The sequence below is a fragment of the Vibrio sp. 2092 genome (assembly GCF_033339635.1).
Taxonomy (GTDB): Bacteria; Pseudomonadota; Gammaproteobacteria; order Enterobacterales; family Vibrionaceae; genus Vibrio; species Vibrio alginolyticus.
On record NZ_JAWOUY010000004.1, the window covers coordinates 125,500 to 146,485 of the forward strand.

Genomic DNA, 20,986 nt, shown 5'->3' on the forward strand with positions numbered 1-20,986 from the left:
GGTGAGCCAGTACACGTCCCCTGACTCGGTTTGTATTCACTGTTTTATATATACAGATTGTTATGAATTACTTGTTTTTGTTGTCTACCAATACCGCCAGCAAGATAACCACTGCTTTTGCAATCATTTGGTAGTAGGAAGAAACATCAAGTAGGTTAAGTGCATTGTTCAAGAAACCGATGATCAGCGCACCAATCAAGGTACCCATGATACGGCCTTTACCGCCCATCAAGCTGGTACCGCCAAGAACAACCGCTGCGATAGCGTCTAGCTCGTAGCCCATACCTGCTGTTGGCTGCGCCGAAGAAAGACGAGACGTTACAATAATGCCTGCAAGCGCTGCTAACATACCGCAGATGGCGTAGACACCAATCTTCACTCGGTCTACATTGATACCTGATAGGCGAGTCGCAGACTCATTGCCGCCTAGTGCGTAAACATAGCGACCAAAGCGCGTGTGGTTAAGTAAATACCAAGCCGCAGCGAACACAACCACCATTAACCAAACAGGAACTGGAATGCCTAGCGCGTAGCCAGTACCAAACCATGCGAACGCATCTGCGGTGTCAGTAAAGCCTGTCGAGATTGGACGACCTTCGGTGTACACCATGGTCACACCGCGTAGTAACGTCATGGTAACCAGCGTAGCGATAAATGCCTGCACCTTACCCTTTGCAATAATGATACCGCTGATCGCACCTAACGCTGCACCTGCGACTAAAGCAGTTGGAACCGCCACCAGCACCGGAACCTCAAGCGCAATCATGCTTGCCGCAAAGGCACCACACAATGCCAATACCGAACCAACACTTAAGTCGATACCTGCGGTTAAAATAACTAATGTCATACCCACTGCGATAATGGCATTCACGGAGGTTTGACGAAGAATGTTGAGAATGTTGTCGACCGTAAAAAAGTTCGGGTTCAAAAATGACACAACAACGATCAGAAAGATCAAAGCTATCAGTGATTTTTGCTCAATCAGCCACTCTTTTGTAAACAACTTCTTGTTGCCAGTTTCGGTTGGTTTGCTCATGGTATTCGTACTCATGCTGCTTCCTCATTGATCTCTTTGCCTACGGCACAGGCGAGTAATTTTTCTTGATCGGCGTCTTTCGCATCAAATTCGCCAGTGATACGACCTTCATGCATCACTAAAATACGGTCGCTCATGCCGAGCACTTCAGGCATCTCGGAAGAAACCAAGATGATGCTCATGCCTTCGGCCTTAAACTTGTTGATGAGCTGATAAATCTCTTTTTTTGCTCCGACATCAACACCACGTGTTGGCTCATCCAGAATCAGAACTTTAGGTTTCGTCATTAACCCTTTCGCAATCGCAACTTTTTGCTGGTTACCACCAGATAAGTTGCCGATGATTTGATCTCGCGTTGGGGTTTTAATGTTGAATAACTTAATAAAATCTTCCACTGCAATCACTTCGTCGCTGTGTTGAATCTGGAAGCCTTTGGTCAGCTGGTTTAGCGAACAAAGTGACATGTTCTCCTTAACTGAAAGACCTAAAACCAAACCATCGCCTTTGCGATCTTCAGAGATGTAAGCGATACCATTTGCCAAGCCATCTTGCGGGCTAACCGGGTTAATAGTTTTGTTGTCAAGATTGATAACACCATGCTCACTAGGTAATGCGCCGTAAATGACTTTCATGAGTTCAGTGCGGCCTGCGCCCATCAAGCCAGAAATTCCGAGAATCTCACCGCGCTTGAGAGTAAAGCTCACATCCTGAACGCCAGACCCAGTCAAACCAATGACTGCAAGACAGGTTTCGCCATGTTGGACATCAATACGTGGATATTGCTCTTCTAATTTTCGGCCAACCATCATTTCAATTAGGCCATCTTCATCAGTGTCGGACACCTTGCACTCACCGATAAACTTACCATCACGAAGCACGGTAATATCATCACAGATTTCAAAGATTTCTTTAAGACGATGCGAAATGTATACGATGCCGCATCCTTGCTCGCGGAGCTCATTAATCACTTTAAACAGTGATTCCGTTTCGGTATCGGTCAGTGCGTCCGTTGGTTCATCCATAATGATGACTTTCGACTCAAACGAAAGTGCCTTTGCAATTTCCACCATTTGTTGTTCACCAAGGCTTAAATCGCCAAGCAATGTTTTTGATGAATGCTTTACATTGAGACGTTTTAAAAGCTTGTCAGCTTCGTCATACATTTTGCCCCACTGGATACGCCCTAAGGAGCCGGTGAACTCTCGTCCCAAGTAAATATTTTCGGCAATCGTCAGTTCAGGAATCAGGTTCAGCTCTTGGTGAATAATGCTAATACCAGCTTCCTGTGAATCGCGTGGACCTTTAAAGGCCGCCGGCTGACCTTGATATTGAATGCTCCCCGCATCCATGTGGTAAATGCCTGTCAACACCTTCATTAACGTTGACTTGCCTGCTCCATTTTCACCCATCAGCGCCATAACACGGCCTGGATAAACATTCAGGCTTGCTTTGTCGAGTGCTTTTACGCCCGGAAACGCCTTCTCAATTTCGCTTAGTTGTAGAATGGCTTGAGTCATAATCTGTCCTCAATATCTCTGGCTTAAAAAACCACGCCCGCTTGGAAAATAACGTTCGCATATGGCGAGCATTCGCCGGTTCTTACGATAGCGCGACTTTGGGCCGTGCGTGCTTTAAACGCTTCATGTGACACGTAGCTCACCTCAATAGATTTGCCCGTCTCTTCACTCTCTTTGCTCAGTTCGTTGAGCAACGCTTCATGCAAAACTGGGCTTGCATCAGAGAACTCTTCCGCAATGATGACCCCTTCGATTTGGGACTCAGATAGAATTACGCGAACAGTATCAAGAAAACTTGGTACCCCATGCGTTAGCGCCAAATCGATTCGCTGAACATGCTCTGGGATTGGTAGACCAGCATCACATATCGTGATCTCGTCGGTGTGGCCTAGCGTCGCCACCAAGTAAGAAATATCTGAGTTAATTAGGGTACTTTTTTTCATCTCATCGACCTTTCGGTTACACGTTCATACAACCATGAGCGCCTGTTTTAAAGTGTTTTCGTTATTAACAGAAAACTCATCGAAACGTTTCGATGAAATAATAATTCGTCATCGCAATTTGACCAGTGTGAGATCGATAAGGTGTGAGAATGATCTGTAATTCAATTGTCATTGAATAGGAAAAGCGCACTTGAGTCACACTTTACAATCGAAACGTTTCGATGACGGTATTTTCCTATCATTACGGTTAGGTTTTATACAAGGAGGAAGGAAAAGAGACGTCCAACTACTGAGAAAACCTCTAGTTAATAAGCTCGAAACCTTTCACGTCATCACAATTCTTAGATAGCTGCCTGATTTTGGAGAACGCTCACCTTACAATCTGGTTACAATTTGCCAAAACACATCATCCGTTCAGTACCTTACCTGGTACGCGACGTTTGTAGGGACACAAACGGAAACTAAGAACCATAATGAAGTTAAGCAATAGAGTCATTTTGCTTGTCGCGCCAGTGATCTTATTAAGCGCGTTAGTATCTAGCTATATTATTTATAGCATTCAAAAAGTGACGCTCATCAAGCGGGAAGACAGCTATATTCAGTTGCAGATGGAAAAGCTCGCCGGGCAGTTTCGACAAGCGAATATTTTTCTTAATAGCTATGCCTATACGCTCAGTAAAAGTGATGTATTACAAGACTATTTGGTTAATCATAACAACCCCTATCGTGAGCGAGTCTTGTTTAATCGATTAGACGAGACCGCTGAAGTATTAAGCCATGGTTACAAAGGCGATGCGAGCATGGCGATCCTCGACGGCAAACAAAACCTTCTCTATTACACAGAAAACAAATATTACGAATCATCAGGTGTGGTCGACCCAAAGGTGTTAGAGTACATATCACGAAGTTTCAATGAGAGAGAGGCTTTCAGTCACACTGGCTTTATTTATAACTCCAGTGGACAAAGCATTCTTCTTCAATATGAGGTCGTCGACAAAAGAACGGGGACTCACCCTTTGAGCTTTGACTCGAAAAATGTGTTTTTTGTGGTAGTTTCCGTATCACTTGAAGCCTTTAACGAGATTAAGCATGACATCGAGTTTGACACACACAGCGTGATTACTTTCGCCGACAAACCCATTTATCTTGATATTCCTCTCGCTCAAACCATTGAGCTGCTGCCGCACTTTTATGCCGTGCTTTCTCCTGCCGAATATTTAATGTGGAATAAAGTCGATAAAGTGTGGCTAGAACTTGCTTTCTCCTTTGGCGTAGCGGCGTTTTTCACCATCACATTAATCATTTTGGTGTTGTACCGCTATGTGTTGCGCCCTGTTTCTCGCCTTGATAAGCAGCTGAACGAACTTGAATCTAATCAACGTGACAATATTGAAAAGCTAGAAACAAACGATGAAATAGGACGCCTCTCTGCACGCTTTTTTGATATGTATGAGGAACTTAATGTCATCTATAAAAAGACAAAACGCCTAGCTGAAACGGATCACCTGACGCAACTCGCCAATCGCCATCGTTTTCATGAGCTTGCCACTCGTGAACTTATCTCCCCTTCGCAGTTTCTGTGGGTTGTTTACGTCGATCTTGATAACTTTAAATACGTGAATGATAAATACGGGCATGAATTGGGAGATAACTTATTAAAAGTGTTCTCATCACACATCAAGAATGCCTGTCAAAAGTTCTCGCACGATTACAACAGCCCCTGCTTTGCCGCCAGGTTGTCTGGTGACGAATTTGCAATTTTGCTGAGCTCAAATCAAGAGGTAAAACGCTTACCTGATTTGCTTGCATCAGAGCTGCTAAAACCGATTAGTAATCTCAGTTCATCTTGGAGTAATTCATTTCCCGTTACGGCAAGCGTAGGTATTGCACAATATCCTCAAGACGGTACTGACATCGCAAAGTTACTCTCCAGTGCCGATGCGGCTATGTATCAAGCAAAACGGGCAGGGAAAAATCAATACGCCTATTATTCAGCCGCTCTCAATATTGAGTCTCAAAGACGAAGTCAACTTGAACGTGCGCTCCGAAAAAGCAATGTAGAGGAAGAGTTTCACCTTGTTTTTCAACCCTATATGAACAATCGAAGCAACGAAATTGAGGGGTTAGAAGTCTTGTTGCGCTGGGAAGCCGAAGGTATCGGCCCTATCCCTCCAAAGGAGTTTATTCCAATTGCAGAGCAAGCCGGATTATTTGATAAAATTGACCGCTGGGTTTTCGCCAATGCAACGGCGGAATACCATCAATTAAGGAATATTTTCGGTAAGGATATTGTTCTTTCGGTCAATCTTTCATCAGCAGAGCTAAACTCGATAGAAATGGCAAACTACATCCATGAACAAGCGACACTGCACAGTGTTAAACCAGAATGTATTGAGATAGAAATAACCGAAACCTTTGCCGCAGAACAACAAGGCACGGCTCTACTTGATGAGCTATCAAAACGTGGCTACCGTCTTGCAATTGATGACTTTGGTTCTGGTTACACATCGTTAACTCAGCTCGTTCAGTATCCGGTTCAAAAAATCAAATTTGATCGAGAGTTCCTCGTTACATTGATGAACACCAACAACGGCCATGTGATCAAACCTATTATTGAGCTATGCCATGCCCAAAATAAAACGGTTACAGCAGAAGGTATTGAACACAATATGATGCATGAATGGCTATCGGCATACCGCTGCGACTATATGCAAGGCTATTTATTTGGCAAACCAATGACTAAAGAACAATTGAGCTTGTGGTGGCAATCGGCAAATGATGACAGTCGATTTGATGCGTCCATGGTCAGCTCAATTAGGGTTTCAAGAACATAAGTTAAGGGGAGACATACAGCAGTCACAACTGTGGCGGCTGTATTTAGCTGTATATGAGCTTCATTGATAGATGCTCAGCTTTTGTTCCCCCATACCTATATCTATGACTTTAGTTGAGTAAATCACTATTTATTCGTTTTTAAACCAGCACTTCCTTGAAATCCAAACCGGTCAAATTCAGCGCTTTGACGCTATCGTACAAGCCACCTTTTTTGTCCGTGCAAAACGTTCTGAGCCCAGCACCTTTTACTCTGAACAAGTCAGATTCATTAACGGCTTCTCTATTCAAAACGAGTTTCTTAAACGGTCTAGCACGACTTAGCTTACCATGACGAAGATTATACTCGGTAGCAGAGGTATCAATGGCATCAATTTGAGTGACAATGTTTAATGCTCGCCAAGGCTTTCCTTGTAGATTTAATGGTAAAAATTCGACATTCTCGCTCAACACATCGAGCTTATCCGCAATAGAAGCGGATACAGCAAGAGTAAAAGATCCCCATGCTGCAATATCAGGCCTGGGCAATGGCTTTTCACCCATAACGTCTAACCATTCAATATCAATACTTTTCCAACTGGCTTTAACAGACTCTCCATAGAGTTGGATAGGTTTGCTTGCCGTTACTTGAAGAGACATTTCCAATGGCGACTCTTGCAACATTGCAAAATCATTAACATTGGGAGAGACAATAAACACTTTATTAAATGCTGTCATAACCGTCCTTAAATAAATTCTAGCGCTTTTCTTAATGAGATGAGCGCTTTCACACCAAACCAAACCAAACCAAACCAAGCATAATAGATAGAGTTTACTTTCATGTTCAAAAATTTAATGAATTAAGATCTGGCGTTCTTATCTTTTAATTTCGAAGTTTTATTATTTATATATTTTAATCCACACGATAGAATTATTTTTTCAATTTTTACTATGTACCCTTCCTTATGTAATCGAATAAATTAGAAAATAAACAGTAGCACGCGTCACTTCACTTTTGTTGAGCTCATCACCCTCACTTAAATGATACATTCACAAGTTCAATTTTTGAACGACTTAGACTTAGCTTTGTCAATCGTGAATTAAAAACAACCGATTCACCGCTGTTTTACTGCCTTTTCTTACCACCCTGTTGTTTATTCATACATTATAAATGCACTTATACACATAACGATTCGGCGTTACGATTTGTTACGAGTTAAGTCACAAACTTTTGAGGTATTGGATAAAGTGTAGAAAAAGAAAACACATTGAAATAAAAAGAGTTTCTAAAGTACGAAAAATAAAACGCCGTTTTTATAAATTAGCAACTTCACAAATATCCTTAAACACAGTTTTATTAATTACATATATCAGATATTATTTACGCCGAAGTTTATAGAAACCATCGTTAAACTTCATATTTTATATAAGTTTCAATCAGTTAGTTTTTAACTCGAAAACTTATCGTCAACCCAATATCAAGCACCTAAGCGTGCAATAAGAAACATTGGGAATAGAATTATATTGATGTGCATGTTGTTTTAACGAATGCATGAAGCAATCGGTAAATTTGTAACACCATAGAGTTTTATTTAGCCAAGATGAAAAAATTAATTATATTATTTACATGTGCGCTGTTGTCTGTATCACCTTTTGCTTTTGCAAAACAATCAGATAACGAACCCAGGGATCATTTACGACCAAAGCAAGTTGAACATGTGTTTAAACAAGCCAAGCTAGATGGCATAGTAGACTTTAAGTTGTTCAGTGACGCTTACATCGCTTATCAGAAGACACCCGATAGAAAGAAGTCGGTACTAACGATCATCGACTATAGTAAACCATCAACTGAAAAGCGTTTTTATGTGGTGGATTTAGATAAAAAGAAGCTAATCTACAATACGTATGTTTCTCACGGCGTGAACAGCGGAAAGAAAACAGCGACACAGTTTTCAAATGTCGTGAACTCGCGAAAAACATCATTGGGCACTTTTTTGACTGATACCACTTACTACGGCTCAAATGGCTATTCACTTCGATTAGATGGGCTAAGCTCTGGATTAAACGACAAAGCTCGCGAGCGTTACATTGTCGTGCACGGTGCCGATTACGCAAACCCTTCCTTCATCAAGAAGAATGGATACCTCGGACGCAGTTGGGGTTGCCCTGCTTTGCCAGAGAAGTTGTCTCGCGAGATCATTGACACCATAAAAGGCGGCAGCGTTATTTACGCAAGCGCATAATATCGATGCGACACATATGGGGAAGAAAAAGAAGATTCTATTTCTTCCCTAGTAATAATCCTGTTAGCTTAATCGTCCTGTGCAACGACTCTCTTTCCATTTTCGCTTACTCGAAAGCGAAAATTATTGTGTTATTCGCTGATATACCTAAGTGCGATCAGAAAACTCTGTTCATCCCCCTTCCATCTCGTTAGTATACGCTGAGTTGATCAGACACTGGCTTTCATCGTTATCATAGTTCCACTAAGATTCCTTAATCATGGTGGGTAACTGTGGCTTTATATGTTTAGGGTTACTTCTTGCGTTATCTACACCGTATATTATTGATGCTTTCTTTGTCCCTGCTCTCAGGGCTCATCACAGCTTCATATGCGCATGAGTGGCACCACACCAAACATTACACTTCCGAGCGCCTACTTAAACTCTCTCAACAGGACGATTTTGAGCTAGCACACACTGATTTTCATGCCTCAGCTTCTCTGAGCTCTTGGGGTTCAGAAAGTTACTACCTACATATAAAGCGCGAGTTGTTCGGGCTTGTCTCCTGTCGCCGAACATCAGCTACTGATGGCGTTTTATCATCAGATTTTACTCCTGATTATTTTTTACTTATTGCTTTCTCTTCTCCACCACTACTGGAGTTGGCAAAACAAGCATCTCGCTTACCTCTAGACAGTTATGGCGGACTCATGAGTCAACGCTCTCTTTATCGCCTCTCAGGAAGAAAGGAAGCGAACTTAATGTACGTCTTTACTCATGGTCGCAACGCCTTCTCTGTTGTTTAACTTTTTATGACATACAGAGAACACGAAAATGTAACGATAAGAACCAATATGCTCATTGTTACTAGAACCAATTTGAGGTCCATATAATGACAAGAATCGCTACAACCATCGCACTAGCATTACTATTTGCAGCGGGCTCAACCTTAGCAAACACAGAAACTAAGCCAGAAGAAATGAGTAACGACACTCTGTTAGAGTGTGCCAACGTTTCTAACGCACGTATTGCAGTTCCGGAACACAGAGCGATGTTCAGACACTACTTAATGTCTGAGAGAGACTACAGCTTTGACCAGCTATCGTCTGCCGAACTTGAATTTAAAGCAGCAGATAAGAATGAGTCTGAAGTAGAGAACATCTACAAGTCTCAGTGCAAAGAAGTTGGCGAATACCTATATAGCATTGGCTATTAAATTCGAAACCCTAACGACACTCAAAAAGAAAGGCGCAATGTATGCGCCTTTCTTTTTACTGACAAAAACCTGTCGATTAGAGGTCTAATCTGCATACAAGCTTAAAAGTGCAAATCAAAGTAAACTTATTGGGAAAACTCTGACACATCCTTGGGTTTACAGGTCGCTCGACGTGCTTTAACAAACAAGAAACTAAGCACTCCAATCACAAGAGTAATTATTGGTGCCGCCATTAATAGCATTGTGATTGCTTTGCTCATATTTTCTGGTAGCAAAGGAAGTAATGAACCAAAACCGCATAATATCAGCGTCCATAAAATCGCACTCAGCCACGCAAAGTAATGGAATTTACTAATACGTTTCACTCGCAACCCCATCATTAATGGCAATAGGGAACGAACAACCGGAATAAACCGCGCGCACAAAAGCGCAACCAATCCATGTTTACTGAGTAATACGTCGACTTGTTCCAAACGCTTTTGAGGAACCGCACTCACCCAGCCTTGAACCTTAGGTAAGCGATTTAGCCACTTGCCTTGTAAATAAGCCGCCCAACTTCCCAACCCCGCACTAACAGCTATCACCAACATGATCATAATTGGGTCAAGGACGCCAACCGCCGCCAGCGTACCGGATAATACGACGACACTGTCGCATGGGAAAGGTGCAGCAGGAATAAAACCACTTTCCAAAAAGATACTCACAGCAACAACAAAATAAACCAAACCTGCACTGCCTGGCGCCATTAACGCCGTGAAATCTTGATGCCAAAAAGCACTCAAGACCTGAATGATCGAATCAAACATAAACCGCTCCTAAGCATAATTAACCAAAAGTTGCAAAAACATGGAATGTGTTAGCGAGCATGTATAAAGCGGTATATGAAATTCGATTCTTTTCTCACGCCTATTCTGTATTTAGAGTGAGTAAAAATACATTCAATACAACAATCTAAAGCCTCATTACCGATGCGTTTTAGCCGCTTCATCGAGTAAATTTCCGAACGATGCGCCCACCATGTTACATCAAGCATTTCAAACCATTCGGGTTCTACATCGTCGTTCGAGCTCATTTCCTTAGCATGGCTAACCCTCAATACATTCCGGCTGTTTAAACTCGGAAAGTCTTGTTGTATTGAAGAGATGGGATGTTCTGAAAAGTGCTTCGACTTAGCGTCAACAGCGATATTCTGGTTATGAACGGAAAGAAAATTTGGGTGTGAGTGCGCAAGGCTCATGCTCGGAGCCAACAAGCAGAAAAGTAGTCCGAGTAAAGCAATCAGAGTCGTACGCACAAAGGTAACCAGAACCAAAATGATAAGTTCTTTTAACCCTGTGCGTAACTATTGGCAATTAGTATTCTTAATCGTTAAGAATACTAATTATTTTTCACCGTAAGGGTAGCTTTCAAACATCTTCGCGATTTCTTCTTGGATGAGAGATTCTCTTTTCTCAGAGCTCATTGACTCAGACAGTTTACGACTTGAAACGCCTTTCCAAACGACTTGATTAGCCTTTGCATCAACCAGTTCAACCACCAACTTCCCATACTTACGTTCTTTATATCTTTCTGGGCTTGAAGTGATCACACCAAAGCTATTCCAGCCATAGCCAAAGCTCACCGACGATCCTGAAGAAACAAGCTCGGATTCTTCTACGATATCATGATGTACGTAAAGGTCACCGCCACTATTTACCTTATTTAAACCCTTACCCTCAAGCTGTTCAGCAAGCCCTTGCTCAATACGTCGACCATCAATACTGGTAGGAGCTTCCGCCTGAGCACCGAAGTCAAACGTTCTGTAAGCTGAAAAGTCGGCTTGTTTATCTACATCGGTTGTAACGGTAGTACAAGCAGATACCAGCATCACCACCAGCCCTAATATCAAACCTCTCATCATGTTAAATCTCCTTTGGTTAAGCTGACTGTTTCAGCAGAATTACCCTGTGTTATACATACGCATCAACAGTAAAAAGTAATCATTTCAATATCTAGTCTTGACCATGAAACGTGACTGTTCAATAAACGAGATTAACCTTTACACAGAAAATCTTGAATATCATCAACATCTAAACACCTAAGAATTCGGTGTTTACGACCTAATTGGAAGCCTCTAGGCTTAGTAACGAAATCGCGAGTGCCACAAAAAACCAGAGACAATGAACACTTTAACATCAGTCCGCTACTTTTTTAGGCAACTGACAAACATTTGATGAGAAAAGACTTTTCTTTTTCGTCCAGTGTGGCATATTAACCGAGTCCTATCGATGCGCGGGCATCGTATAATGGCTATTACCTCAGCCTTCCAAGCTGATGATGCGGGTTCGATTCCCGCTGCCCGCTCCAATCTCTTTATCTCAGTTTACTCATAAAAATCCGATGGCGGAGCGAACAAACGGCGGCAGCGTTGTTTCCATGATAAGTTTGGTCGAGTTACGTCATAAAACATGTCTTTCCATTCTGCAAACGTCACGCGGATGGGATTAAAGCTGTTTACAGGTTTAGAAACCCCATACCGAACCGTTTCCACCTCTGGTTCAAACGTTCCGAACATTCGATCCCAAATAATTAATACACCCGCATAATTTTTGTCGATGTACTGACGGTTCACACCATGATGAACGCGATGATGAGACGGCGTGTTAAATACCCACTCTAGTGGCCCGAGCGAACGAATTGATTGGGTGTGAACAAAAAACTGTAAGCCCAGATTAAACAACACAACGAAGACAACCCATTTTGGCTCAAAACCAATAATCACCAAGGGCAACCAAAAAATCCACATCCCCGCTAGCGGATACATTAAACTTTGACGAAAGGCGGTACTGAAGTTCATTCTTTCCGAACTGTGATGAACAACGTGCGCGGCCCACATCCAACGAATACGATGGCTAGCCCGATGAAACCAGTAATAGAAAAAATCTTGCAGGACAACAAGTAAAAGAAAAGCTGAGACGCTCATTTCGATATCAAACAAACGCCAATCGAACCACCACAAATACAACTGAGCAATCAGTAAACCCGTGAGTATGTCTGTCGCTTGGTGTAAGCCCGCAAGAACAAAATTACACGCTACTTCAGGGAAGTAATACGTCGCGCTTTCAGGCAAGCATCCCCTTCTTTGTCCGAACCAATATTCGGCAAGCATGCAGAAAAAGAAAACTGGAGCCAGAATCATCAGAAGTAATTCTGGGCGGTCCATCAACTGCGTCCAATCCATTGTGTTTCTACCATTTTGCATAGTGATCTTCAGTAAGACCCATAACTTCTTCTAACTGATGTTTGATGCCATTTCCATCGATAATATAGCCAGAGAAATAACCGATGTACTGACGAAAGTTACTTTTGAGAAGCCAAAAATTTTTCTTCTCTGAGCGTCGATTCAAAGGCGTGAACTGTAAGTTAACTCGTTTATCTTCAGACGTAATATGCCACTTTTGCCCTTCATCACTTCGTGAAAACTGAAACTGCACAGGTTGCAAAAAGTGACGCTGACCATTAATCCACAATACATTTTCGCAATAGCCAGTTTCATTAACGCCAGCTGCCAAGTTCAACCCCAGACGCCTGTCATCCTCAAAGCAATTGATACTTGCCCAGCGCCAACTTGTTTCTCGTCGCATGTACCCAGCGGAAAAATCGTAACCAGCAGCCACCTCTGATAGATCTTGCTCTTTTCCTAATATGAACAAGTTACCGTCTACTGCTAACGCATTGTGCTTCTGAGTATATGTCCAACCCGCATAACCTGTTGGCGTACACAACATTAATGGCAAACTCATATTTTCTGGACGTAAATAGAGATCCGCATTGACTGACTCTGTCACAAAGTGGACGTGCCAAATACCATCCTTAATAGAAAACTGAACTCTTTTGTTAGCAAGATGGGCAAGACTGCACCAACTGGAAGGCTGAGTTTGATAACCTATATTAAAAGGTTTCAACCATTGTTGCTCAATCAACTTATTCTTTTTAATATCAAACAGGTAGCAAAAGCCGGATGCTAAATACCGTATATCCGCAATCGCTACTCCAATGACGTAATCAGGTGTGACCAAATTGACGAACTGAAACTGCTTATAATCGCGGTAACGGCGCCACTTAGACACTGGCTTATCCATCTCATCGAGGTAAGTAAATTTATCTAGCTGTAACGATGTTGGAATTCCATCAAGGTGGCCAAACGCTGGTAGACCATTCTGCTGAATAAACGAGTTCAGAACCTTAAGCTCATCCATATAGTTGTCTTTTCACAAGTTATCACACACAAAAACTTTAACATGACGTTAACATAAACAATTTGCGTAACTGCACAACAACATCGACTAAAGTGATTTCTGCTTGTTATATGTGAAACTGATCACTCAACCACCCGCTTACTTAGCTCACCCTACCTATCTCAACCAACACTGCCCGGGTTATAAGCTGCACATTCTCATCCGCAGGAAATACCACTACAACCATTGAATCTTGGTCAAAATCACTATTTAATGGAAATACATTCATATAAACTGATTGCTTATTCACATCAAGGAAGAAATCTATGTCATACATACACGATACTATTGTTGCGTTGCAACACAGTAGCCCTGCGCAAAAAGAATTTTACCAAGCGGTAGAAGAAGTATTAACTTCTCTCGCGCCGGTAATAGAAGGCAATAATAAATATAAGGAACAAGCGATTATCCAGAGGATCGTCGAGCCAGAACGTCAAATCATGTTTCGAGTTCCTTGGGTTGATGATGCTGGAAATGTACAAGTAAACAAAGGTTATCGAGTTGAATTCAACTCTGCTTTGGGGCCGTACAAAGGAGGATTGAGATTCCATCACTCAGTCAATGCGAGCATCATAAAATTTCTCGGCTTTGAGCAAATCTTTAAAAACGCACTGACTGGCCTTCCTATCGGTGGCGGCAAAGGCGGTTCAAACTTCGATCCTAAAGGAAAATCCGACGGCGAGATCATGCGATTTTGCCAATCATTTATGAACGAGTTGTACCGTCATATCGGTCCTGCCACCGATGTTCCCGCAGGCGATATCGGTGTCGGGGCGCGCGAAATTGGCTATATGTTTGGTCAATACAAACGATTGACGGGGCGCTACGAAGGTGTGCTTACAGGCAAGAGTCTTCTTTGGGGTGGATCACTCGCCAGAAAAGAAGCGACAGGATATGGCGCCGTCTATTTTGCAGAATGCATGCTCAACGACCGCAACGATTCATTGAAAGGGAAAACTTGCCTCGTTTCTGGTGCTGGCAACGTGGCTATCTACGCCATTGAAAAACTGTACCATATGGGAGCAACGCCGGTTACATGCAGCGACTCTCGAGGTACGATCTATCATGAGCACGGTATTGATCTTAAGCTCCTAAAACAACTGAAAGAAGTGAAAAGAGCAAGCTTAGAAGAATATTTAGAAACTTACCCTGAAGCAGAATACACACCAGAGGGCGACTATCCTAATGAAGGACATGCTGTTTGGCGATATCAGGCTGATGCTGCCTTCCCTTGTGCGACTCAAAATGAATTAACGTCAGACGACGCACTGGCTCTTATCGAAAACGGATGTATTTTGATTAGTGAAGGGGCGAACATGCCAACCACCCGTGATGCTGCCAATATTATCGTGGACTCGGACATAGCTTATGGGCCTGCCAAAGCAGCCAATGCAGGCGGCGTTGCAACCAGTCAACTTGAAATGGCGCAAAACGCCAGCATGCAAAACTGGACGTTTGAACAAGTGGATAGTCAGTTGCAAACCATCATGAAAAATATTTTCATCAATGCAAACGAAACCAGTAAAGAGTTTGGCCAACCTGGAAATTTAGTTTTAGGCGCCAACATTGCAGGCTTTAGAAAAGTCGCTGATGCAATGATTGAGCAAGGTGTCGTCTAGATGAACGAGCCAGCAGGATGACTGCTGGCTTAATATAACTCCGCAATAGGCCGCGCTTTTTGATAAAGAGCTCCACTTAATTCGCAATAAGCGTTGTCACTTCTGTTTTAACGGAGTTGGCGATAAAGCAATTCTCATGGGCCATGTGGTGCAGTTTTTCTAATTGAGATGGTGTCGGTTGTTTTTCACCTGAGAATGTTATCTTAGGGTTTAACGTTACCTTTGATACCCACTCTTTTCCGTTTTCGCCTTTTTCAAGCTCCCCTACCGCTTCATCTAAGTAACTGTCCACAACGTAACGCCGCTTTGCTGCAATAGACAAGAAAACGAGCATATGACAACTAGAAAGTGCCGCGACAAACGCTTCTTCTGGATCAACATTTTCTTCTACGGATAGTGGTAATGGTACTACGTGGGGAGATGGAGATGCTGGGACTTGCAACCCTCCATCAAATTGCCAAATGTGTGCCCTACTATACTTATTATCACTAAACTCTTCGCCAGCTTTACGATGCCATTTGATTAAAGCGGAATGCTTACTCATTCTAACTCCCTGATTTTCCGACGACGAATCAACACTATCCGTCCTTGCCACAGTAAACCACAACAAAATGAGTTAAGGAAAGCATCGCACTCACAGGGACTATAAAATCTGTTGAGGATCGGCATTGTTCTTCTGGATATCATCCAAAAGTCTATGAGACTGATGGATGTTGACCTGTAACCGATTGATCAGCATCTGCAACTGCTCAATCTCGGGACTTTGGTTGGCTTTAAGTTGAGTTTCCAGGGCCTCCGTTTGGCTCGCCAAAATAGGTAAACTTAGGTTCAGTGCCATCCCTTTCGTTTTGTGCAACGTCAGCTCTAATGAAGCAAAGTCTTCAGCCATAAAGTATTCAATAAGTTCATCAACAGAAGTCTCAAAATCGACAATAATGCTTTTTAGCAACTCGTCGAGCGCTTCTGGCTCATCTCGTAAAGAAGTAAACATGCCTGAACGGGAGAGTTCTTCCTCTGTTAACCTTAAGTTCTCGATTGGCTTACGTTGCAATTGAAGCACATTGCTGTCACTCGTTAGTGGCGGATTCTGTTTCGGTTCGAGTCTGGCGGCAAACTGTTTGAGAGCGTCTGAAAAGCTCTCATGCTGTAGCGGTTTCGTAAGCACATGGTCTGCTCCTGCTTCGATAAAGCTATCGTGAGCTTCACGAAATACGTCTGCCGTGTACGCAAAGAGTAATGTCTTGATACCTAACTCTTGTCGGATAACGCGTGTCGCCTCAACGCCATTCATCTCGGGCATATGGTTGTCCATCAAGATCAGGTCGTACTCGTTCTCTTTCGCCTTTTTAACCGCGATTAATCCATTTTCTGCAACTTCCACTTCATGCCCAAGCTTTTCGCAAAACCCTTTTGCCACAATGGCATTCACACGGTTATCATCAGCAAGTAGTATCTTTAAATGGTGTGATTTTGCGCGAGGTTTCGGTGCTTCTTGCTGCTTTTTCGGAGCAGATTCTACCCAAGGAATCGGCAACTCAACGATAAATTGACTTCCAACGCCTTCTATACTCTTCAGAGTAATATGGCCACCCATCAAATCGGTTAGTTTTTTGACGATGGCTAACCCAAGCCCTGTTCCGCCGAACCTTCGAGTCGTTGATGAGTCTGCTTGCTCAAACGAGTTAAAAATATGCTCGTGCTTGTCTGGCGCAATACCAATACCGGTGTCGCTCACGCGCATGACCAACAACTGATTCGATTCATCTAACTCAGTTCTAACCAGCACATGCCCTTCATTGGTAAACTTCACCGCGTTACCGGCGAGATTAAACAAGATCTGTCGTAAACGCGCACAATCTCCAGTAAATTCAGTATATTCAGAAACCTCGTTTTCCAAGATTAACTCGATATTTTTTTCATCAACAAGTGGTTTTATTGCGCTACACACCGGAGAAAGCACTTGATCGAGCTTAAACTTAGCTTGCTCAAATTCCAGTTTGTTTTCTTCAACTTTAGAAAAATCCAAAATATCGTTGAGGATCGTCATCAGATGCTGGCCAGAATCAAGAATAACCCTAATGTGCTCTTTCGTCGTCGGCTCTTTGGTCTCTTCTGCAATCATTTGAGAAAGCCCTAGTACACCATTCATCGGCGTTCTTAGTTCGTGACTCATTGCAGCAAGAAAATTTGATTTCGCTTTTGCCGCTCGCTCGGCTTTGTTTCTCGCCTCTTCAATTTCAAGATTCAACTGTTTTAAGCTATGCATTCGGTGATGTGACTGATAAACAAACGCGCTAACTAGAAACATCACCGCGATAAATACAAACAACCACGTAAAACGCGCCTCACTTTGAGCAATATTGAGTAACCGATGCTCTGAGCTTTCGACAAACTCAATATAAGTGTGATCAAGCAGTTCATTCGTCAGCAATTCAATTCTTTTATCACTCGTTTGAAGCCGTTTAAGGAAGTTCGCTTCCTTTTCACTCTCAACTTCAGTTTGTGTTAGAAGCAACTGGTTGAGAAATTCAAAATAACGACTGCCACCCAAAGATTGACCGCTCTCGGTAGAAACCTCTTGCTGATATAAATTGAACAACATGAGTAATGCATACCGATTTTCTACCTGAACACCAATTAACATATCAAGCTTCAACGTTGTTTGAAGCACTCGCTCCTTAAACTGTTCAAGCGTATCCCTAACTTTTATACGATTGGGTGTCACGGGAAACCAAACTGATGCCTTTGATGATTCCAACAGTGCCTGTACTGCGATTTCTATCTCTACTAAAGATGTTGTTAACTCATAGTTTTTCCTATCTTCAACGGCATATCGGTTCACGATAACATCACGCTCTTCAATCAACTCATGTCCGATATTCATTAGCCCAGCATGAAATTCTTGAGCGTTTTTTGAATTCATATACGACATATACGCCAGTGTGCAGCACGTCAGTATCCCAATAAAAAAGCAAAAGTTGATCAGTTTGAATTTATTCATTTTCCAACACCTCTAAAATTATGGGTCTAGGTGCTGTCAACGACTGCAAGAATGCTTCAATGTCCGCGACATTCTCATCGTTCATCGTTATACCGAGCTGGGTTTTAGCCATGATTTGTATCGCGTCGGATAACTTATCGACTTGCCCATTATGAAAATAAGGACTCGTTAGCGCGACATTGCGTAAACTGGCTACTCTAAAATAGAATCGCTCTTCATCTTCTATCGTAACGAGTTGCCTGCCCGAGTCCTCTACTACTGGCTTATCCTTGAAATAGGCGAACCTTTGGATCATCGCTCCGCCGATATTTTTGCCCTGATGACACTGCACACAACCTGAAGTCTGAAATGTTTTCCAACCTCTGATTTGCTGTTCACTCAGTACATGCGTGTAACCCAATAAGTAAGCATCGAATGGTGCGCCAGGCGTCTGCAGCCCTTCAACAAACTCCACAATAGCGGACTTGATATTATGAACGTTAATCGGCAATTCACCGTCACGATTAAATAGAGCTTGATAATGTTCACTCTCTTTTACATATTGCTCTATTGTTTGCCAGTTTGAATCCATTTCCATTGGATTATGGATTGGACCATCAATCTGAGCCATCAAGGTGTTTTCCGTACCATCCCATAAAAAACGATAATTTAACGCTGCATTAAACACTGTTATAGAATTTCTAATTCCATCACCTTTCACCCCCGTAGAGACAGGTGTATTTTCAGCGCCATTGGTTTGCAGATTGTGGCATGTCGCGCAGCTGACATTACCATTTGACGATAATTGAGGATCGCGGAAGAGATGCCAGCCAATTCTCGCTAGCTTAATATCCACATTAGGATCACCCTGTATGGGCTGAACTAGGGAGATATCACCTAACATCTTCGCGTTTCTTGCGGTTGTTGTTTGGCTCAAAATGAGTGTTACAACAGCTAGTGCGATTGCGCTGAATTGCCTCATCAACTACATACCTTAAACTTATCATTGATATGAACTTAGTTGCATTTTGGCGTTTTTTCCACCGACAGGAAGTTGAAAAAACGAGTTAAGTATTGCTTTGTTTAAGGCTTTGGTTGAAGAGGGAGTAATAAGGCGAATAGGAAGAAACCTATCGCCTTATGAGTAGCTAACGTATTGAAATCTTAGTTTAGTGTAGAAAAGCCAAAAACCGTTGAAACCAAGTCACCTCTCCATACGAGATCAGATCGAAAATAGTAAAGAATACGGCACAGATAACGGCCAACTTAATCAAACGCTGAACAATAAACATAAACATCACAATTACCAATAATTTGCTTTAGTTTACTATCTCACACAGCGTTTATATATAAAAATGTAGTCTCCTAATTAGCCTCGGGAACTTATTCATTAGAACCTATACTCAAGCATCTCTAAGTTATTTGGATATACTTGAATTAGGATTTCAAAAAGTCCCTGTGACCACACAAGGAGGACTGCATGAAACGACTATGGATATGGTTCTTACCTTTACTCTTGATTGCCAGTCAAGCACTGGCGAATACCGTTTGGATTGTTCCTGTCAAAGGCGCTATAGGGCCTGCTACTAGCGACTATTTATCTCGTGAAATAGAAGAAGCTCAACTAAACGGTGTCAGTTTAGTGATCTTAGAGATGGACACACCAGGCGGCTTAGATAGCGCAATGCGAGATATTATTCACGCGATTACCACCTCCTCGACTCCCATTGCAACTTGGGTCGGCCCATCTGGTTCTAGAGCTGCCAGTGCAGGAACATACATCTTGCTCGCTAGTCACGTAGCCGCCATGGCTGAAGCGACAAACCTCGGAGCTGCAACGCCCGTCGCGTTAGGTGGTACGCCTCAACCTCCTTCATCGGATGATGGCAAAGATCAAAACGCGGAAGAAACGCCAGAAGGAACCAACGAAGGTTCAGAGAAAGTTCCCGCGAAAACCGCAATGGAGAAAAAGGTGATTAATGATGCTAGAGCCTATATTAAAGGCTTAGCAAAGCTTCATGGCCGAAATGCAGAGTGGGCAGAGAAAGCAGTGAGCGAAGCAGCGAGTTTGGACGCCACAGAGGCATTGGAATTAAACGTTATTGATTATATAGCCAACTCACCAGAGGATTTAGTCAAAGCCATTGATGGACAAACTGTTAAAGTTAACAATCGTGATGTGACATTGTCACTGGAAAATCCCGTATGGATTGAAAGAACACCCGACTGGCGAGCAGAAATGCTAGCCGTTATAACCAATCCAAACGTTGCCTACATTCTAATGCTCATCGGCATCTACGGTTTACTTCTTGAATTTTACAACCCAGGAATTGGCTTACCCGGTGTGCTAGGTGGGATTTGTCTGCTTCTTGCCATGTACGCACTACAAATGATGCCCGTCAACTACGCAGGTCTTGGTCTGCTGTTACTCGGTATTGCACTAATGATAGCGGAAGCATTCAGCCCGAGCTTTGGTATTTTGGGCTTAGGCGGCGTTGTCGCCTTTGTACTCGGTTCGATATTTCTCATGGACAGTGAGTTACCAGGATTCCAGATCGCCCTTCCTTTGATTTTTGGTATTGCCATATTTTCCGTGGCTCTAATCGTGCTGACCGTCGGCCTGCTGCTCAAAATTCGTCGCCGGCGTGTAACGACGGGTTTAGAGACTTACCCTGGGAAGGTCGCCGTGGTAAGCGATGACTTTATCGATGGCGAAGGACGCGTTCAACTCAACGGTGCGTTATGGCGAGCTAAAGCCAAAGACCATCAACAATTCAAACAAGGTGATCACGTCACCATTGTTAATGTTAAAGGGCTGACCTTAACTGTGATGCCTGATGACCGCCAAAATAAATAGGAGGCGCT

General features: G+C 42.7%; 18 protein-coding genes and 1 tRNA gene. 7 read left to right on the top strand and 12 right to left on the bottom strand.

What is annotated here, in order from left to right:
- Window positions 1-67: 67 nt before the first annotated feature.
- From rbsC to rbsD, 3 genes are read right to left on the bottom strand one after another with little or no spacing between them, the layout of a single operon-like run.
- The gene (rbsC, locus tag R7P80_RS09245; RefSeq protein WP_005382618.1) at window positions 68-1,051 is read right to left on the bottom strand and encodes a ribose ABC transporter permease; all 984 of its coding nucleotides are present in this window, start codon (window positions 1,049-1,051) and stop codon (window positions 68-70) included.
- A complete protein-coding gene (gene rbsA, locus R7P80_RS09250; protein ID WP_053304495.1) occupies window positions 1,048-2,553 on the bottom strand; it encodes a ribose ABC transporter ATP-binding protein RbsA in 1,506 nt (501 codons plus the stop codon). The genes rbsC and rbsA overlap by 4 nt, the downstream gene beginning before the upstream one ends.
- A 23-nt stretch (window positions 2,554-2,576) precedes the next feature.
- Complete coding sequence (gene rbsD, locus R7P80_RS09255; protein WP_005382620.1) at window positions 2,577-2,996, bottom strand: D-ribose pyranase; 420 nt, start codon at window positions 2,994-2,996, stop codon at window positions 2,577-2,579.
- A 473-nt stretch (window positions 2,997-3,469) separates the two neighbouring features.
- On the opposite strand from rbsD, the gene R7P80_RS09260 reads away from it, so the two are divergent.
- Complete coding sequence (locus R7P80_RS09260) at window positions 3,470-5,830, top strand: EAL domain-containing protein (protein ID WP_054574642.1); 2,361 nt, start codon at window positions 3,470-3,472, stop codon at window positions 5,828-5,830.
- 139 nt (window positions 5,831-5,969) lie between these two features.
- Here R7P80_RS09260 and R7P80_RS09265 read toward each other — a convergent pair whose 3' ends face one another.
- Window positions 5,970-6,545 carry an imm11 family protein gene (locus R7P80_RS09265; RefSeq protein ID WP_171343171.1) on the bottom strand — a complete coding sequence of 192 codons (576 nt, stop codon included), beginning with the start codon at window positions 6,543-6,545 and terminating at the stop codon, window positions 5,970-5,972.
- Between the two features lie 863 nt (window positions 6,546-7,408).
- Here R7P80_RS09265 and R7P80_RS09270 point away from each other — a divergent pair.
- From R7P80_RS09270 to R7P80_RS09280, 3 genes are all read left to right on the top strand, one after another.
- Window positions 7,409-8,050: a murein L,D-transpeptidase catalytic domain family protein gene (locus tag R7P80_RS09270; protein ID WP_017633652.1), complete on the top strand. Its 642-nt coding sequence runs from the start codon at window positions 7,409-7,411 to the stop codon at window positions 8,048-8,050.
- A gap of 326 nt (window positions 8,051-8,376) precedes the next feature.
- A complete protein-coding gene (locus R7P80_RS09275) occupies window positions 8,377-8,835 on the top strand; it encodes a hypothetical protein (protein ID WP_017633653.1) in 459 nt (152 codons plus the stop codon).
- Between the two features lie 86 nt (window positions 8,836-8,921).
- Window positions 8,922-9,245 carry a hypothetical protein gene (locus R7P80_RS09280; protein ID WP_005373158.1) on the top strand — a complete coding sequence of 108 codons (324 nt, stop codon included), beginning with the start codon at window positions 8,922-8,924 and terminating at the stop codon, window positions 9,243-9,245.
- A 125-nt stretch (window positions 9,246-9,370) separates the two neighbouring features.
- Here the strand turns inward: R7P80_RS09280 and R7P80_RS09285 are convergent, their stop codons facing one another.
- From R7P80_RS09285 to R7P80_RS09295, 3 genes are all read right to left on the bottom strand, one after another.
- Window positions 9,371-10,051, bottom strand: coding sequence for a DedA family protein (locus R7P80_RS09285; RefSeq protein ID WP_054577812.1), 681 nt, complete (start codon window positions 10,049-10,051; stop codon window positions 9,371-9,373).
- Window positions 10,052-10,101: 50 nt separating this feature from the next.
- Window positions 10,102-10,539 (bottom strand): hypothetical protein, encoded by a 438-nt coding sequence (locus tag R7P80_RS09290; RefSeq protein ID WP_318086621.1) that lies wholly within the window; start codon window positions 10,537-10,539, stop codon window positions 10,102-10,104.
- Between the two features lie 87 nt (window positions 10,540-10,626).
- On the bottom strand, window positions 10,627-11,145 hold the full coding sequence (locus R7P80_RS09295; RefSeq protein WP_053304498.1) for a DUF4136 domain-containing protein: 519 nt from the start codon (window positions 11,143-11,145) through the stop codon (window positions 10,627-10,629).
- Between the two features lie 371 nt (window positions 11,146-11,516).
- Here R7P80_RS09295 and R7P80_RS09300 point away from each other — a divergent pair.
- Window positions 11,517-11,591 (top strand) — tRNA-Gly (locus R7P80_RS09300).
- Window positions 11,592-11,607: 16 nt separating this feature from the next.
- Here R7P80_RS09300 and R7P80_RS09305 read toward each other — a convergent pair.
- Both R7P80_RS09305 and R7P80_RS09310 read right to left on the bottom strand, forming a co-directional pair.
- Complete coding sequence (locus R7P80_RS09305) at window positions 11,608-12,465, bottom strand: sterol desaturase family protein (RefSeq protein ID WP_053304739.1); 858 nt, start codon at window positions 12,463-12,465, stop codon at window positions 11,608-11,610.
- A 7-nt stretch (window positions 12,466-12,472) separates the two neighbouring features.
- Window positions 12,473-13,483: a DUF2804 domain-containing protein gene (locus R7P80_RS09310; protein WP_017633657.1), complete on the bottom strand. Its 1,011-nt coding sequence runs from the start codon at window positions 13,481-13,483 to the stop codon at window positions 12,473-12,475.
- A 305-nt stretch (window positions 13,484-13,788) separates the two neighbouring features.
- Between R7P80_RS09310 and gdhA the strand changes: the two genes are divergently transcribed.
- Window positions 13,789-15,141, top strand: coding sequence for an NADP-specific glutamate dehydrogenase (gene gdhA, locus R7P80_RS09315; RefSeq protein ID WP_017633658.1), 1,353 nt, complete (start codon window positions 13,789-13,791; stop codon window positions 15,139-15,141).
- 76 nt (window positions 15,142-15,217) lie between these two features.
- Here gdhA and R7P80_RS09320 read toward each other — a convergent pair whose 3' ends face one another.
- The 3 genes from R7P80_RS09320 to R7P80_RS09330 all read right to left on the bottom strand — a co-directional run bounded on the left by R7P80_RS09320 (window position 15,218) and on the right by R7P80_RS09330 (window position 19,103).
- On the bottom strand, window positions 15,218-15,685 hold the full coding sequence (locus tag R7P80_RS09320) for an OsmC family protein (protein ID WP_005373176.1): 468 nt from the start codon (window positions 15,683-15,685) through the stop codon (window positions 15,218-15,220).
- A gap of 99 nt (window positions 15,686-15,784) precedes the next feature.
- Window positions 15,785-18,142 carry an ATP-binding protein gene (locus tag R7P80_RS09325; protein WP_225491572.1) on the bottom strand — a complete coding sequence of 786 codons (2,358 nt, stop codon included), beginning with the start codon at window positions 18,140-18,142 and terminating at the stop codon, window positions 15,785-15,787.
- Window positions 18,135-19,103: a cytochrome-c peroxidase gene (locus R7P80_RS09330; RefSeq protein WP_017820324.1), complete on the bottom strand. Its 969-nt coding sequence runs from the start codon at window positions 19,101-19,103 to the stop codon at window positions 18,135-18,137. Before R7P80_RS09330 ends, R7P80_RS09325 begins: the two co-directional genes overlap by 8 nt.
- Before the next feature lie 498 nt (window positions 19,104-19,601).
- Between R7P80_RS09330 and R7P80_RS09335 the strand changes: the two genes are divergently transcribed.
- Window positions 19,602-20,978 (top strand): NfeD family protein, encoded by a 1,377-nt coding sequence (locus tag R7P80_RS09335; RefSeq protein WP_053307604.1) that lies wholly within the window; start codon window positions 19,602-19,604, stop codon window positions 20,976-20,978.
- Window positions 20,979-20,986 lie beyond the last annotated feature (8 nt).